Genomic DNA, 13,042 nt, shown 5'->3' with positions numbered 1-13,042 from the left:
GTCCCGGGGTCTTTTCGCTGTGTGTTCCGATCAAGTCGATCAGGTATGCGCGCGGATACAAACAGCTGACTTCACCACTGAAACGAGTCATAAACGCATGTCTGAAACCATCACCAACACTGCGTCGCGGAGCGATCTGCGCAACGTCGCGATCGTCGCACACGTTGACCACGGTAAGACCACCCTGGTCGACGCCATGCTCAAGCAGACCAACTCCTTCGCTTCCCACGGTGAGGTTGAGGACCGCGTCATGGACTCCGGTGACCTGGAGCGCGAAAAGGGCATCACCATCCTCGCGAAGAACACCACGGTTGCCTACAACGGCCCGTCGTCCAACGGCGAGACCATCACCATCAACGTGATCGACACTCCCGGCCACGCCGACTTCGGTGGCGAGGTGGAGCGCGGGCTGTCCATGGTTGACGGCGTTGTGCTGCTGGTTGACTCTTCCGAGGGTCCCCTGCCGCAGACCCGCTTCGTGCTGCGCAAGGCCCTTGCTGCGCACCTGCCGGTCATTCTCCTGGTTAACAAGACCGACCGTCCCGATGCCCGCATCGACGAGGTCGTCCACGAGTCCATGGACCTCCTCCTGGGCCTTGCCTCTGACCTCGCGGACGAAGTTCCGGACCTGGACCTGGACAAGGTCCTCGAAGTTCCCGTGGTCTACGCCGCCGCCAAGGTTGGCCGCGCGTCTCTGGAGCAGCCGGCCAACGGCTCGGCCCCGGAGAACGAGGACCTCGAGCCCCTCTTCAAGACCATCATCGAGCACATCCCTGCTCCCACCTACAACCCGGACGGCGTGCTGCAGGCACACGTGACCAACCTTGACGCATCGCCGTTCCTTGGCCGCCTCGCCCTGCTCCGCATCTACAACGGCACCCTCCGCAAGGGCCAGACCGTTGCCTGGGCACGCGCCAACGGCGAACTCAAGAACGTCAAGATCACCGAACTGCTGGCCACCAAGGCGCTGACTCGCGTTCCCGCCGACGAAGCCGGTCCCGGTGAAATCGTCGCAGTCGCCGGCATCGAGGACATCACCATTGGTGAAACCCTCACGGATGCCGAGAACCCGCAGCCGCTGCCGCTCATCACGGTTGACGATCCCGCGATCTCCATGACCATCGGTATCAACACCTCCCCGCTGGCCGGCAAGGTCAAGGGCGCCAAGGTCACCGCCCGCCAGGTGAAGGACCGCCTGGACAAGGAACTGATCGGTAACGTCTCCATCAAGGTGCTCCCCACCGAGCGTCCTGACGCCTGGGAAGTCCAGGGTCGTGGCGAGCTCGCCCTGGCCATCCTTGTTGAGCAGATGCGTCGCGAAGGCTTCGAACTGACCGTCGGCAAGCCGCAGGTTGTTACCAAGACCATCGACGGCAAGCTCCACGAGCCGATGGAACACATGACCATCGACGTTCCGGAAGAGTACCTCGGCGCCGTCACCCAGCTCATGGCAGCCCGCAAGGGCCGCATGACCAACATGGCCAACCACGGTACCGGCTGGTGCCGCATGGAATTCATCGTTCCTGCCCGTGGCCTGATCGGTTTCCGCACCCGCTTCCTCACGGACACCCGTGGTGCCGGTATCGCAGCCTCCATCTCCGAAGGCTACGAGCCGTGGGCCGGTCCCATCGAATACCGCACCAACGGTTCGATGGTTGCCGACCGCGCCGGTGTTGTGACCCCGTTCGCCATGATCAACCTCCAGGAGCGCGGTTCCTTCTTCGTGAAGCCCACGTCCGAGGTTTACGAGGGCATGATCGTTGGCGAGAACTCACGCGCCGACGACATGGACGTCAACATCACCAAGGAAAAGAAGCTCACCAACATGCGTGCTGCTTCCTCCGACTCCTTCGAGAACCTGACGCCGCCGCGCGAGCTTACCCTCGAAGAGTCCCTCGAATTCGCCCGCGAAGACGAGTGCGTTGAGGTGACCCCGGAAGACATCCGTATCCGCAAGGTCATCCTCGATTCCAACGAGCGCGCCAAGGCCAACCGCGCCCGCGCCAAGGCCTAGTCCTTACTGGTTCTCAACCAGTCGGGAACAGTTGCATGAAGAGGGGAGTCGCCGGTACGTTCCGTAGCATTGCTGCGGCCGTACCGGCGGCTCTTTTCGTTGCTGCGGCAGGTACGGCACTGCACCGGCAGTCGGGCGTCTGGTTCGGCGTCGAAATTTTCTGGGGAGTTGCTGCCGCGCTGCTGCTGCTCGCCTCAGTGCAGTTGTGGCTGGCGGCGTGGTCCCGCTCCATCGTCCCGACTGCGGTGGCAGGCGTGGTGGCCTATGCCGCCGTCGGCGTTTTGTCGTCCGCCGGGCCTGGGAAGCAACTGGTGCTCGGCGATACGCCGCGAACGGTGTGGATTTACGGTATCGGCGCAGTGACGCTGGTCATGCTCGTGGTCGCCAGCCGGCTCCGGTCTACCGGGCCGGTCGCCGCGGCGGTGGCGGCGGTACCTCCTTCGCGGCGATGACCATCGCCAAGGGAATTTCGACGTCGCTGGTGCGGGTCCGCACGGTGCATGCGGTGTCGTTGCTGTCCAGCAGGTAGCCCAGCGCGTCGGTGAGCCCGTCGTCGACCCTGTACCGCACCACCACCCGTATGCCCGGTGTTGCGTTGAGCAGGAATTGTCGTGGAGGCAAATGTGGCGGATTCACCGTTTCATACTAAGACGCGGGCTAGGTTGGCGTGATCGCACTGTTGGATAATAGGCTCGGAAGTTGAGTGCCCGGCAGGAAGCCGGCAGTATTACCCGGCCATCGCCGGGACAAACCGTGGAGAGGTCTGGGACGTGACGTACGTAATCGCGCAGCCGTGTGTGGATGTCAAGGACAAGGCATGTATTGAAGAATGCCCTGTCGACTGCATTTACGAAGGTGAGCGTTCCCTCTACATCCACCCCGACGAGTGCGTCGACTGTGGTGCCTGCGAACCTGTGTGCCCTGTGGAGGCCATCTACTACGAAGATGACACCCCGGAAGAATGGGCCGACTACTACAAGGCCAACGTCGAATTCTTTGACGACCTCGGTTCCCCCGGTGGCGCAGCGAAGATCGGCAACACCGGCAAGGACCACCCGTTCATTGCCGCCCTGCCGCCGCAGAACCAAGACCACTAAGGACGGCTGCATCCTTGATTTCCGCGGCCCCCGCCTTTGGCCTCAACCTGCCCGACTACCCGTGGGAGGCCATGGCACCGTACGTTGCGACGGCGTCCAAGCACCCGGGCGGGGCAGTGAACCTCTCCATCGGAACTCCTGTGGACCCGACGCCAGGACTCATCCGTGACGCCCTGGCGGCAGCATCGGACGCCCACGGCTACCCGACGGTCCATGGCACTGAGCCATTGCGCCAAGCCGTCGTGGACTGGTTTGCCAGCCGGCGCGGGGTGCCGGGCCTCGATCCCAAGGATGTGCTGCCCACGGTCGGCTCCAAGGAATTGGTGGCCTGGCTGCCGTTCCTGCTCGGGCTGAGCGAAGGCGATGTGGTGGTCCGTCCCACCGTTGCCTACCCGACGTATGACATTGGTGCCTCCCTCGCCGGGGCTACGGCGGCTGCCGCCGATGACCTGGATGAGCTTGATCCGGCCACCCGCGCGAAGGTCCGCTTGATCTGGATCAACTCGCCGGGCAACCCCACCGGCAGTGTCCGCGACGTCGAATCTCTGCGCCGGATCGTGGGCCAGGCCCGCGAACTGGGTGCAGTGGTCGCTTCGGACGAATGCTACGCGGAACTGGGCTGGGGCGAATGGGATGCCCAGCGCGGAGGAGAAGCTGTGCCCAGCATCCTGGATCCCCGGGTCACGGGTGGTTCCACCGATGGCCTGCTCAGTGTCTACTCCCTGAGCAAGCAATCCAACCTTGCCGGCTACCGCGCTGCCTTCGTTGCCGGCGATTCGGCGATCATCGCCAACATGGTCAACAGCCGCAAGCACGCCGGCATGATCGTTCCCTTCCCGATCCAGGAGGCCATGCGCGTCGCTCTGGGCGATGCCGGCCACGTCCTGGCGCAGAAGGATCTCTACAGAGCGCGACGCGAGCGTCTTGTTCCGGCGCTTCAGCAGTTCGGGCTGAAAATCCACGAGTCGAAGGCCGGGCTTTACCTGTGGTCCACGGCCGGCGAAGCGACGTGGGACACCGTAGCCCGGTTCGCTGACCTTGGCATTGTGGTTGGCCCCGGTGTCTTCTACGGAGACGCCGGCAACGGGTTCATCCGGGTCGCGTTGACCGGCACCGACGAGCGTATCGATGCCGCTGTCGAAAGGCTTGTCGCCAACGCATAACAATGCTGTGACTTGCGCCACTTATAGCGTCATTCCGCCAGTAACCGGAGGCTACGGATTAGTTCCGCAGGGTTACTGGCGGTAGCTTTTAACTGACTATCAATGGTGGCCTTCTCTAAGAATGCACTCCGGCCGTTGGAGGCCTGCAACAGCAGGCCTTGCAACGGCGGCACCAGAAGGTGGTCGGATAAGCGTTCGATAGAGGCCCAAAGGCCTCATGAAGGGGACTCCATGACTGAGACCACCAGCGCGACACTGCGCCATGCCGGCGGCGAACTCGAACTGCCGCGCATCAAGGTTGTAGAAGGAAACGAAGGTTACGACGTTTCCAAGCTGCTGAAGCAGACGGGCGCCGTTGCCTATGACCCCGGCTTCATGAACACAGCGGCCACCACCTCGGCCATTACCTACATCGACGGCGACGCAGGCATCCTGCGCTACCGCGGTTACCCCATCGAGCAGCTCGCGCAGCACTCGAGCTTCCTCGAAGTTTCCTACCTGCTGATCTACGGCAACCTCCCTACTCCCACGGAGCTGGAAGAGTTCGATCAGCGCATCCGCCGCCACACACTCCTGCACGAGGAACTCAAGGGCTTCTTCGGAGGCTTCCCGCGCGACGCCCACCCGATGCCGGTACTTTCTTCTGCTGTCTCGGCACTGTCCACGTTCTACCAGGACTCGCTGGATCCCTTCAATGCCGAGCACGTGGAAGTTTCCACCATCCGCCTGATGGCCAAGCTGCCCGTCATCGCGGCGTACGCGCACAAGAAGTCCATCGGCCAGCCCATGCTGTACCCGGACAACTCCATGAACCTGGTGGAGAACTTCCTGCGCCTGAGCTTTGGCCTTCCGGCCGAGCAGTACGAAATGGATCCCGTAGTCGTCAAGGCACTGGACCTCCTGCTCATCCTGCACGCAGACCACGAGCAGAACTGTTCGACGTCCACCGTTCGCCTGGTCGGCTCGTCCAACGCGAACCTCTTCGCTTCAGTTTCGGCAGGCATCAATGCCCTGTTTGGTCCCGCCCACGGTGGCGCCAACGAGGCCGTCCTGAAAATGCTCCGCCAGATCCAGGCCGACGGCATCAAGCCCGAGGACTACATGGAGAAGGTCAAGAACAAGGAAGACGGCGTCCGCCTCATGGGCTTCGGACACCGCGTCTACAAGAACTACGATCCCCGTGCCAAGATCATCAAGGCAACGGCACACGAGGTCCTGGGCAAGCTCGGCGGCAACGACGAACTGCTGGACATCGCCATGCGCCTTGAAGAGAAGGCTCTCGCGGACGACTACTTCATCCAGCGCAAGCTGTACCCGAACGTCGACTTCTACACCGGTCTCATCTACAAGGCCATGGGCTTCCCGGAGAAGATGTTCACCGTCCTCTTCGCCATTGGCCGCCTCCCGGGCTGGATTGCCCAATGGCGCGAGATGATCAACGACCCCCAGACCAAGATCGGCCGCCCGCGGCAGCTCTACACAGGGGAGCCGGAGCGCAACTACCCGGCCAACTAGTACGGCTAGTACGGCGATAACGACGGCGGCCGCCCACCTCGCGCGAGGTGGGCAGTTTCTACCGGTCGTTGCAACACTGTTGGTGTTAGGTGGTCATTAGTAGATCACGCAGGCGCTCGGCTGGGGTATCCCAGTCGAGCGTTTTGCGTGGTCGGCCGTTGAGTTCCTGGGCGACGTGCTCGAGGTCTTCGGGCCCGTACACGGAAAGGTCAGTGCCTTTTTCGAAGTATTGGCGCAGGAGCCCGTTGGTGTTCTCGTTGGACCCGCGTTGCCAGGGGCTGGCTGGGTCGCAGAAGTAGACCTGCATGTCGGTGGCCATGGTGAAGGCCTTATGGCCGGCCATTTCGGAACCTTGGTCCCAGGTCAGTGAACCGCGTAGGTGCTCGGGCAGTGTGGACATCGTGGTGATCAAGGCGTCACGGACTGTCTCGGCGGTGTGGTCTCCGGGCAGGTGGACGAGCATCACGTACCGGGTGGTGCGTTCGACGAGGGTGCCGATGGCGGATTGGTTATTCGCCCCGGTGATGAGGTCCCCTTCCCAGTGCCCAGGCACGGCACGGTCTTCGACTTCGGGTGGCCGGTCGGAGATCATCACCATCGGATCGACGAAACGCGGCTGCCGTTGCTGGGGATCCTTGTGGGGCTTACGGCGGGTCCGGCCGGTTCGCAGGGCTGCTTGGACTTCACGTTTGAGCCCGCCGCGGGCCTGAAAATAGAGGGCCTGGTAGATCGTTTCTGGGCTCACTCGCATCTCCGCATCGTGGGGAAACTTCTTGATCAGCTTGTGACTGATCTGTTCCGGTGACCACCGGCGAAGCAGTTTCTTCTTCACATACTTCCGCAGCCGCTTATGGGAGACCAACTTGCTGTCCTTGGGGCGGGGCCGGCGCGTTGTTGCGGCGCGTTGGGCAGCGTAAGCGTAGTACTTCCCATCATCGAGACTGTTCCGGGCCAGTTCCCTGCTGATCGTGGAGGGAGAACGGCCCAGTTCCCGGGCGATGCTCCGGACCGGGGCGCCTCCGCTGCGCAGGTCGGCGATGCGTTCCCTGTCCTGCAGGGATAAGAACCGCGGGTTCAGTGACTTTTCCAAAGCCGCCAGCCGGGGAATCGTGAAAGCAGCGGCCACAGCTGCGGGCGGAGTCAGGGTCATCACACCACTTGTGTAATCGATCCTCCGCCCATCCGGATAGATTCGTCCGTTTTTTGTGCGGCGGACACCGCTGTCCCATTCCTTGGCCGTGGTTTCGTGGATACCCAATTCATGGGCAGCCTCACGACGGGACAAACCCTGATCGCGCAACCGGCGGAATCCCTCCCGTGTTGGACCTTCGGCACGATTCCTGGCCAGTCCGGCCTTTCGAACCCACTGGTAGCAGGTGTTCCGGTTCAACCCGAGCTCAGCGGCGGCCTCCGTCACACTCGCTAGCCGATCAAAAGCCCTGAAGAAAGCTTCCCGCTGCTCGGCAGTAGATCTCGCAAACTTCCGAAACTCCCCAGGAACATCGCTTAAATGCGGCACGGTCGTTGCAACTCCCAAAAATATCGGGTGTTGCAACGACCGCTAGAACCCAAGGTGGGCGGCCGCCGTCGTTAATCACCAGAACAACAACGCGGGGTCACTTACGGCCGATGGGAGGCCCCATCATGGGCCGTAAGTGACCCCGCGTTGCATTAGGAAGCGTTGTAGCCGTAGGGGTTGTTCTTCTGCCAACGCCAGTGGTCCTCGCACATCTGGTCCACTGTTTTGGTGGTCGACCAGCCAAGGTCGGCCAAAGCTGAAGAAGCGTCGGCCCAGAAAGCGGGGAGGTCGCCGGCGCGGCGGCCGGTGATCTCGTAGGGAATCGGCTGGCCCACAGCCTTCTCGAAGGACCGGAGTACCTCCAGCACGGAAGAGCCACGGCCTGAGCCCAGGTTCCACCGGCGGACGCCAGCACGGTTGGCGATGTAGCTCAGGGCTGCTACATGGCCCTCGGCAAGGTCCACCACGTGGATGTAGTCGCGTTGTGCCGTGCCGTCCGGGGTGTCGTAGTCACCGCCGAAGACCATCAGCTTTTCGCGGCGTCCAACGGCTACCTGGGCGATGAACGGAACGAGGTTGTTCGGAATGCCCTGGGGGTCTTCGCCGATAAGGCCGGACGGGTGGGCGCCCACGGGGTTGAAGTAGCGCAGCAGTGCTATGTGCCAGCGGTCGTCCGCGTTGCCCAGGTCGGAGAGGATGTCCTCGATCTGTTCCTTGGTGCGGCCGTAGGGGTTGTTGGCGCCGATTTCCATCTTCTCGATGTAGGGAATCGGGTTGTGCTCGCCGTACACCGTTGCCGAGGAGCTGAAGACGATGGAGCGCACATTGTGCTTGTCCATGGCCCGGAGCAGGTTGAGGGTGCCCACGATGTTGTTGTAGTAGTACGCGAGGGGTTCCTGGACGGACTCGCCAACGGCCTTCAAACCCGCGAAGTGGATGACGGCGTCGATCTGGTGCTGGTCGAACACGGCCTCAACAGCGGGCTCGTCCACCAGGTCGACCTTATGGAAGGCGGCGGTCTTGCCGGTCAGCTCGGACACGCGGCGGAGTGACTCCTCGCTGGAGTTCACCAAGTTGTCCAGCACGACGACGTCGTGGCCGGCTTCCTGAAGGGACAAGACGGTGTGGGAGCCGATGTAGCCGGTGCCACCCGTGACAAGAATTTTCATGGTCCCTACGCTATCGGAAATCCAGGGCACGCCGCTCTGTGTTGAGCGGTGTGGAAGCACGTTCGTGCTAAAAACGATTAGTGCCCAAAATTGTTGATGCCGAAGCCCGGCGCCAGGAAGTCGTCCACGCCGTATTCAGGATCATCGCCAGTGATGGCTTGGAGCGGGCCTCCCTCAGGGAGGTAGCGGACGAGGCCGGGTTGGCTGTGGGCTCGGTGCGTCACTATTTTGCCAGCAGCGATGAACTTCTCGTCTTCTCTTTCGGGGCAGTGATAGACCGTATCGCCGGACGGCTCGAATCTGCCCTGACGGAGGTAGAGCAGGAAGTCCTCGGCACCCCTGAACAAGACGCTGCCGTCCTGAACCTCCTGGGCCAGCTCTTGCCCCTGGACGAGGAACTCGCCGTCGACGCCTGTGTGTGGATGGCTTTCCGGCACGCTGCCCGCATCAAGCCGGTCCTGGCCCCGGAAGCAGAGCGGAGCCACAGGGCGGTGGCTGCGATCGTGGGCCGCCTGATCCTTCTCCTGAACCCGGCCCAGGCTGACCACCAGCAGAATCTTGTCACCGAGGCTGAACGGCTTCTGGCCACTACGGATGGGCTCTGCATGCACGCGCTGCTGCAACCAGAGTGGATGACTGCCGAAGTGTGCAGCGATGTCCTCACGGCCCACCTGAGGTCGCTGCGGGAGCTGGCGGCCCCGTAGCCCCCGCAACCCCCCCTCTGGCTCCGGTAAGGGCGCCCCAGCACCGGCAAGGGACAGGGCCGCTGATCAGGAATAGACTGGGTGGTGTCGGTATCCTGCTGCGGGAGGTCTTGGGATGCACGTATCAGACGGCCAGGGGTGGCGTATCACCATGGACACGTCCGGACCGATGCTCATTGCACTGTACTTGCGCGACGTCGCTGGCTTGGATGGTGCGGGAAGGCCCAGCCTCTCCCACGCCGATCCCAAAGTCCGGCACGCCGACCACAGCCACCTCACTTCGGATGTTGGCGGCATCAGTGCCCTCAAGACGGAGTGGGAAGCATGGTGGGAGAGGCTGTTGAAGTCCTACCCCAACCCTGTGACGGAGCTGGCGCCGCCGAGCTTCAAGGCGTTCGGTAATTCGCCTGCCTTGCAGAGGGTCCTGCAGGCCCACTTTGGCTCCGCCTTGGGATGGGCTACGGACAGGATCGACGAATATGCCCGTCTTGAAGCCGAACGGGCGGCGAGCGGCATGACCGAGCTATTGAGCGAGATGGTGGAGGACAGGCTCCTGGAGGTTGGGCGCAGCTCGCGGGATTTTGATCTCACCATTATCGAATTGCCGCTCAAAGAACCCCGCGCCTGGTACTTGGAGCCCAACACGATGATCATGAGCCACCGGTTGATGTCCCAACCGGATGCCTTCCGCAGCTACGTCCAACCCGTGGTGGAGCTCCTCGCCTGACTCAGGTGGGGGGAGCGGAGACCGTGATCGTGACCGTCTCTGAAGGAGCAGCGGCGGCGTGCCAGCCGTCGCGCTTCTCCCGGTTCCACGTCTGCCCCGCGACATCCACCTGGGTAATGGCCAAGGCCTTGGCATTTGCCACCGCCCAATGTGCCACGGCCCACGCCTGGGTTCCGGTCACCTCCAACTGCACCGAGCGACCCTGGACCGAGGCAGGCTGGGTGCCGAACGCCGTCGTGAGTTCATTGACGACGACGGCAGGGTCACCTGCCGCTTCAGGCATGCGCAGTTCGCAGTTCAGCGAAGATTCCGAGTGCCCGGTCAGTGCTGAGGCGAAGGCCCGGCCCATCGGCTCATGTTGGGCGTAGGCGCGGGGAAAGGCCGAGCGTTGGACTGCCTGCGCCGCCTGCGTGATTTCCATGGTCTCGTAGCCCGGGATTTTGACCAGTCCGTCGTAGAACGCGTTGGTGGCGTAGACGGGGTCCATGACCTGCGCCTCGGTGCCCCAGCCCTGCGACGGCCTCTGTTGGAACAGCCCCCGGGAATCGGGGCCGGCTTCGTCACCGTAGTTGATGTTGCGCAGCCGGGATTCCTGCATGGCTGTGGCCAAGGCGATGCTGGCGGCCCTGGGCGGCAGCCCACGCTTGACGGAGATTGCCGTGATGAGCGATGCGTTCGCGGCCTGGTCCGTGGCCAACTCGTGGCTTTCAGAACCGACGACGGCGGTGCAACGCTCCGTGACAAGGGTCTCGGAGCGCTGCAGTACAGCCACGATCGCGTAGATGGCACCTGCTACAAGGGCCAAGGCCAGCACCGCTACGATGGCGCGGCGGAACCGGCGCACGGATGTCCTCCTGCTAGTTGGCGTGAAGTGCCTCGTTCAACTCCACGGTCTGGCCCTTGCGCGGAAGGACTTCCACGCCACCAGTGGTGGAGTTGCGGCGGAACAGCAGGTTGGGAACGCCGGAGAGTTCCACGGCCTTGATGATCTGGCTGGTGTCTTCGCCGTTCTCGTCCTTGGGGCCCGGCACGCGGACGCGTGTACCGGCGGTGACGTAGAGGCCGGCTTCGACCACGGAGTCGTCACCGATGCTGATGCCCACACCGGAGTTCGCGCCGAGCAGTACACGCTCACCCAGGGCGATCTTTTCCTTGCCGCCACCGGAGAGCGTGCCCATGATGGACGCGCCGCCACCGACGTCGGTACCGTCACCGGCTACGACACCGGCCGAGATGCGGCCCTCAACCATGGAGGTGCCCAGGGTTCCGGCGTTGAAGTTGACGAAGCCTTCGTGCATCACAGTGGTGCCTTCGGCGAGGTGCGCACCCAGGCGGACGCGGTCGGCGTCGGCGATTCGCACACCGGTGGGAACCACGTAGTCAACCATGCGCGGGAACTTGTCCACACCGTACACAACCACGTTGCCGCGCTTGCGCAGGCGGGCACGGGTCAGTTCGAAGCCCTCAACCGCGGCGGGGCCAAAGTTGGTCCAGACCACGTTGGGAAGCTTTCCGAAAACGCCGTCAAGGTTGATGCTGTTCGGCTTGACCAAGCGGTGGGAGAGCAGGTGCAGACGAAGGTAGGCGTCGGCAGTGTCGGCTGGGGCGGCGTCGAGGTCGATCTGTGCGAAGACCACCTTCTGCTCGGTGCCGCGGTCGGCATCCTTGCTTTCTTCCGCCAGGGCACTGAGTGCGGGATCGGCGTTTTCGACGTCGCGCAGGGTTTCGGCCGCCACGCCGAGCGAGGGTGCCGGGAACCACACGTCCAGAACGGTTGCTTCCCCTGAGGCCGAAGTGGCTATGGTGGCGAGGCCGAATCCGTAAGCTGATCGATCATTGGTGGGCGCGGTTGCGGGCGCAGCGGCGGAAGCAGTTTCAGTCATGGCCCAAGTCTATCCAGCAGGCAGAGGTGGGCTAAAACCGGTCTCACGCCGCAGAAGTCGCATTTGTTGGCATTAAGCTGAACGTGTGACCCTGAACCCTGCCCCCGCCCTCCTTGACCTGCGCCAGGACGTTGCCCTCCTGACGGCCGCGATCATCGACTTCAACAGTGTCTCCGGCAACGAGACCGAACTGGCCGACGCCGTCGAGGCCGCCTTGCGGGCCATTCCGGCGTACAGGGTGGTCCGTGACGGGGACGCCATCATTGCCCGGACGGAACTTGGGCTGCCTGAGCGCGTCATCCTGGCCGGCCATCTGGACACCGTCCCACTGCCGACGGTCGAGGGATCGTTGGGCACCGTCCCGGCAACCTGGGAATCGGGAACCCCGGGGGAGGGCGTGCTCTACGGACGCGGCACCACGGACATGAAGGGCGGCGTTGCCGTTCAGCTCGCGCTGGCGGCAACACTGTTCGACGGCGGACGGCAGCCGGACAAGGACGTCACCTTCGTGTTTTACGACCACGAAGAAGTGGAAGCGGTCAAGAGCGGATTGGGCCGGCTGGTCCGCAACCACGGGGAGCTGCTGACTGGCGACTTCGCGATTTTGCTGGAACCGACGCACGGCACTGTTGAAGGCGGGTGCAACGGAACCAGCCGCTTTGAGGCCACGACTTTCGGCGAAACAGCCCACTCGGCGCGTGCATGGATGGGCGTCAACGCGATCCACGCCGCTGCCCCGATCCTTGAGCGCTTGGCTGCCTATGAGCCCAAGACCATCAACGTCGATGGCCTGGACTACCGTGAAAGCCTCAATGCCGTGAAGATCAACGGCGGCACCGCGGGCAATGTCATTCCGGACCGTTGCGTCGTGGAGATCAACTACCGCTTCGCCCCGGACAAGACTCCCGACCAAGCCGAAGCCCACGTCCGCGAACTCCTTGAGGGCTTCGACGTCGTCCGGACAGATGCCGCTGCAGGCGCGCGGCCGGGACTCAACCACCCCGCTGCTGCGTCCTTTGTTGCCGCCGTCGGTGCTGAGCCCAAGCCCAAATACGGTTGGACCGACGTCGCGCGTTTCAGTGAGCTGGGCATCCCGGCGGTGAACTTCGGCCCCGGCGATCCGCTGCTGGCGCACAAGGACAACGAACACGTCGACGCCGATGCCATCCGGGAGTGCCTGCGTGCACTGCGGACGTGGCTGGCGCCGTCGGCCTGACCCTGACAAAAAGAAGGCCCGCAGCCAATTTTGGC

Annotated in this window: 13 protein-coding genes; 8 read left to right on the top strand and 5 right to left on the bottom strand. The window is 63.3% G+C overall.

The window, feature by feature from the left end; all coding sequences use genetic code 11:
* Positions 1 to 97 precede the first annotated feature (97 nt).
* Entirely contained in the window at positions 98 to 2,014 is a 1,917-nt protein-coding gene (gene typA, locus ACFVSI_RS07300; protein WP_387821410.1) for a translational GTPase TypA, read from the top strand.
* A gap of 35 nt (positions 2,015 to 2,049) precedes the next feature.
* Entirely contained in the window at positions 2,050 to 2,466 is a 417-nt protein-coding gene (locus tag ACFVSI_RS07295) for a hypothetical protein (RefSeq protein WP_387821407.1), read from the top strand.
* Here ACFVSI_RS07295 and ACFVSI_RS07290 read toward each other — a convergent pair.
* Complete coding sequence (locus ACFVSI_RS07290; protein ID WP_387821405.1) at positions 2,414 to 2,650, bottom strand: hypothetical protein; 237 nt, start codon at positions 2,648 to 2,650, stop codon at positions 2,414 to 2,416. The genes ACFVSI_RS07295 and ACFVSI_RS07290 overlap by 53 nt on opposite strands.
* 134 nt (positions 2,651 to 2,784) lie before the next feature.
* Between ACFVSI_RS07290 and fdxA the strand changes: the two genes are divergently transcribed.
* From fdxA to ACFVSI_RS07275, 3 genes are all read left to right on the top strand, one after another.
* Positions 2,785 to 3,111, top strand: a complete 327-nt coding sequence (gene fdxA / locus ACFVSI_RS07285; protein ID WP_018776555.1) for a ferredoxin — start codon at positions 2,785 to 2,787, stop codon at positions 3,109 to 3,111.
* A gap of 14 nt (positions 3,112 to 3,125) precedes the next feature.
* Complete coding sequence (gene dapC / locus ACFVSI_RS07280) at positions 3,126 to 4,274, top strand: succinyldiaminopimelate transaminase (RefSeq protein WP_387821402.1); 1,149 nt, start codon at positions 3,126 to 3,128, stop codon at positions 4,272 to 4,274.
* Between the two features lie 231 nt (positions 4,275 to 4,505).
* Positions 4,506 to 5,789 (top strand): citrate synthase, encoded by a 1,284-nt coding sequence (locus ACFVSI_RS07275; RefSeq protein WP_018776553.1) that lies wholly within the window; start codon positions 4,506 to 4,508, stop codon positions 5,787 to 5,789.
* 85 nt (positions 5,790 to 5,874) lie between these two features.
* Here ACFVSI_RS07275 and ACFVSI_RS07270 read toward each other — a convergent pair whose 3' ends face one another.
* Both ACFVSI_RS07270 and galE read right to left on the bottom strand, forming a co-directional pair.
* Positions 5,875 to 7,074: an IS30 family transposase gene (locus ACFVSI_RS07270; RefSeq protein WP_387821723.1), complete on the bottom strand. Its 1,200-nt coding sequence runs from the start codon at positions 7,072 to 7,074 to the stop codon at positions 5,875 to 5,877.
* Between the two features lie 386 nt (positions 7,075 to 7,460).
* Complete coding sequence (gene galE / locus ACFVSI_RS07265) at positions 7,461 to 8,477, bottom strand: UDP-glucose 4-epimerase GalE (RefSeq protein ID WP_387821397.1); 1,017 nt, start codon at positions 8,475 to 8,477, stop codon at positions 7,461 to 7,463.
* 80 nt (positions 8,478 to 8,557) lie between these two features.
* On the opposite strand from galE, the gene ACFVSI_RS07260 reads away from it, so the two are divergent.
* Together ACFVSI_RS07260 and ACFVSI_RS07255 are read left to right on the top strand one after the other, a co-directional pair.
* Positions 8,558 to 9,181, top strand: coding sequence for a TetR/AcrR family transcriptional regulator (locus ACFVSI_RS07260; RefSeq protein ID WP_387821394.1), 624 nt, complete (start codon positions 8,558 to 8,560; stop codon positions 9,179 to 9,181).
* Positions 9,182 to 9,296: 115 nt separating this feature from the next.
* Entirely contained in the window at positions 9,297 to 9,908 is a 612-nt protein-coding gene (locus tag ACFVSI_RS07255) for a hypothetical protein (RefSeq protein WP_306842735.1), read from the top strand.
* 1 nt (position 9,909) lies between these two features.
* Here ACFVSI_RS07255 and ACFVSI_RS07250 read toward each other — a convergent pair whose 3' ends face one another.
* Both ACFVSI_RS07250 and dapD read right to left on the bottom strand, forming a co-directional pair.
* The gene (locus ACFVSI_RS07250; protein WP_387821390.1) at positions 9,910 to 10,752 is read right to left on the bottom strand and encodes a hypothetical protein; all 843 of its coding nucleotides are present in this window, start codon (positions 10,750 to 10,752) and stop codon (positions 9,910 to 9,912) included.
* A gap of 13 nt (positions 10,753 to 10,765) precedes the next feature.
* Complete coding sequence (gene dapD, locus ACFVSI_RS07245; RefSeq protein WP_387821387.1) at positions 10,766 to 11,791, bottom strand: 2,3,4,5-tetrahydropyridine-2,6-dicarboxylate N-succinyltransferase; 1,026 nt, start codon at positions 11,789 to 11,791, stop codon at positions 10,766 to 10,768.
* An 85-nt stretch (positions 11,792 to 11,876) separates the two neighbouring features.
* Here dapD and dapE point away from each other — a divergent pair, with 85 nt between their 5' ends.
* Complete coding sequence (gene dapE, locus ACFVSI_RS07240; RefSeq protein ID WP_387821384.1) at positions 11,877 to 13,007, top strand: succinyl-diaminopimelate desuccinylase; 1,131 nt, start codon at positions 11,877 to 11,879, stop codon at positions 13,005 to 13,007.
* Positions 13,008 to 13,042: the final 35 nt, after the last annotated feature.

The organism is Paenarthrobacter sp. NPDC057981 (genome assembly GCF_042886835.1).
Taxonomy (GTDB): Bacteria; Actinomycetota; Actinomycetes; order Actinomycetales; family Micrococcaceae; genus Arthrobacter.
The sequence above is the reverse complement of the archived record's forward strand: the minus strand, read 5'-3'. Positions and strand labels throughout refer to the sequence as shown.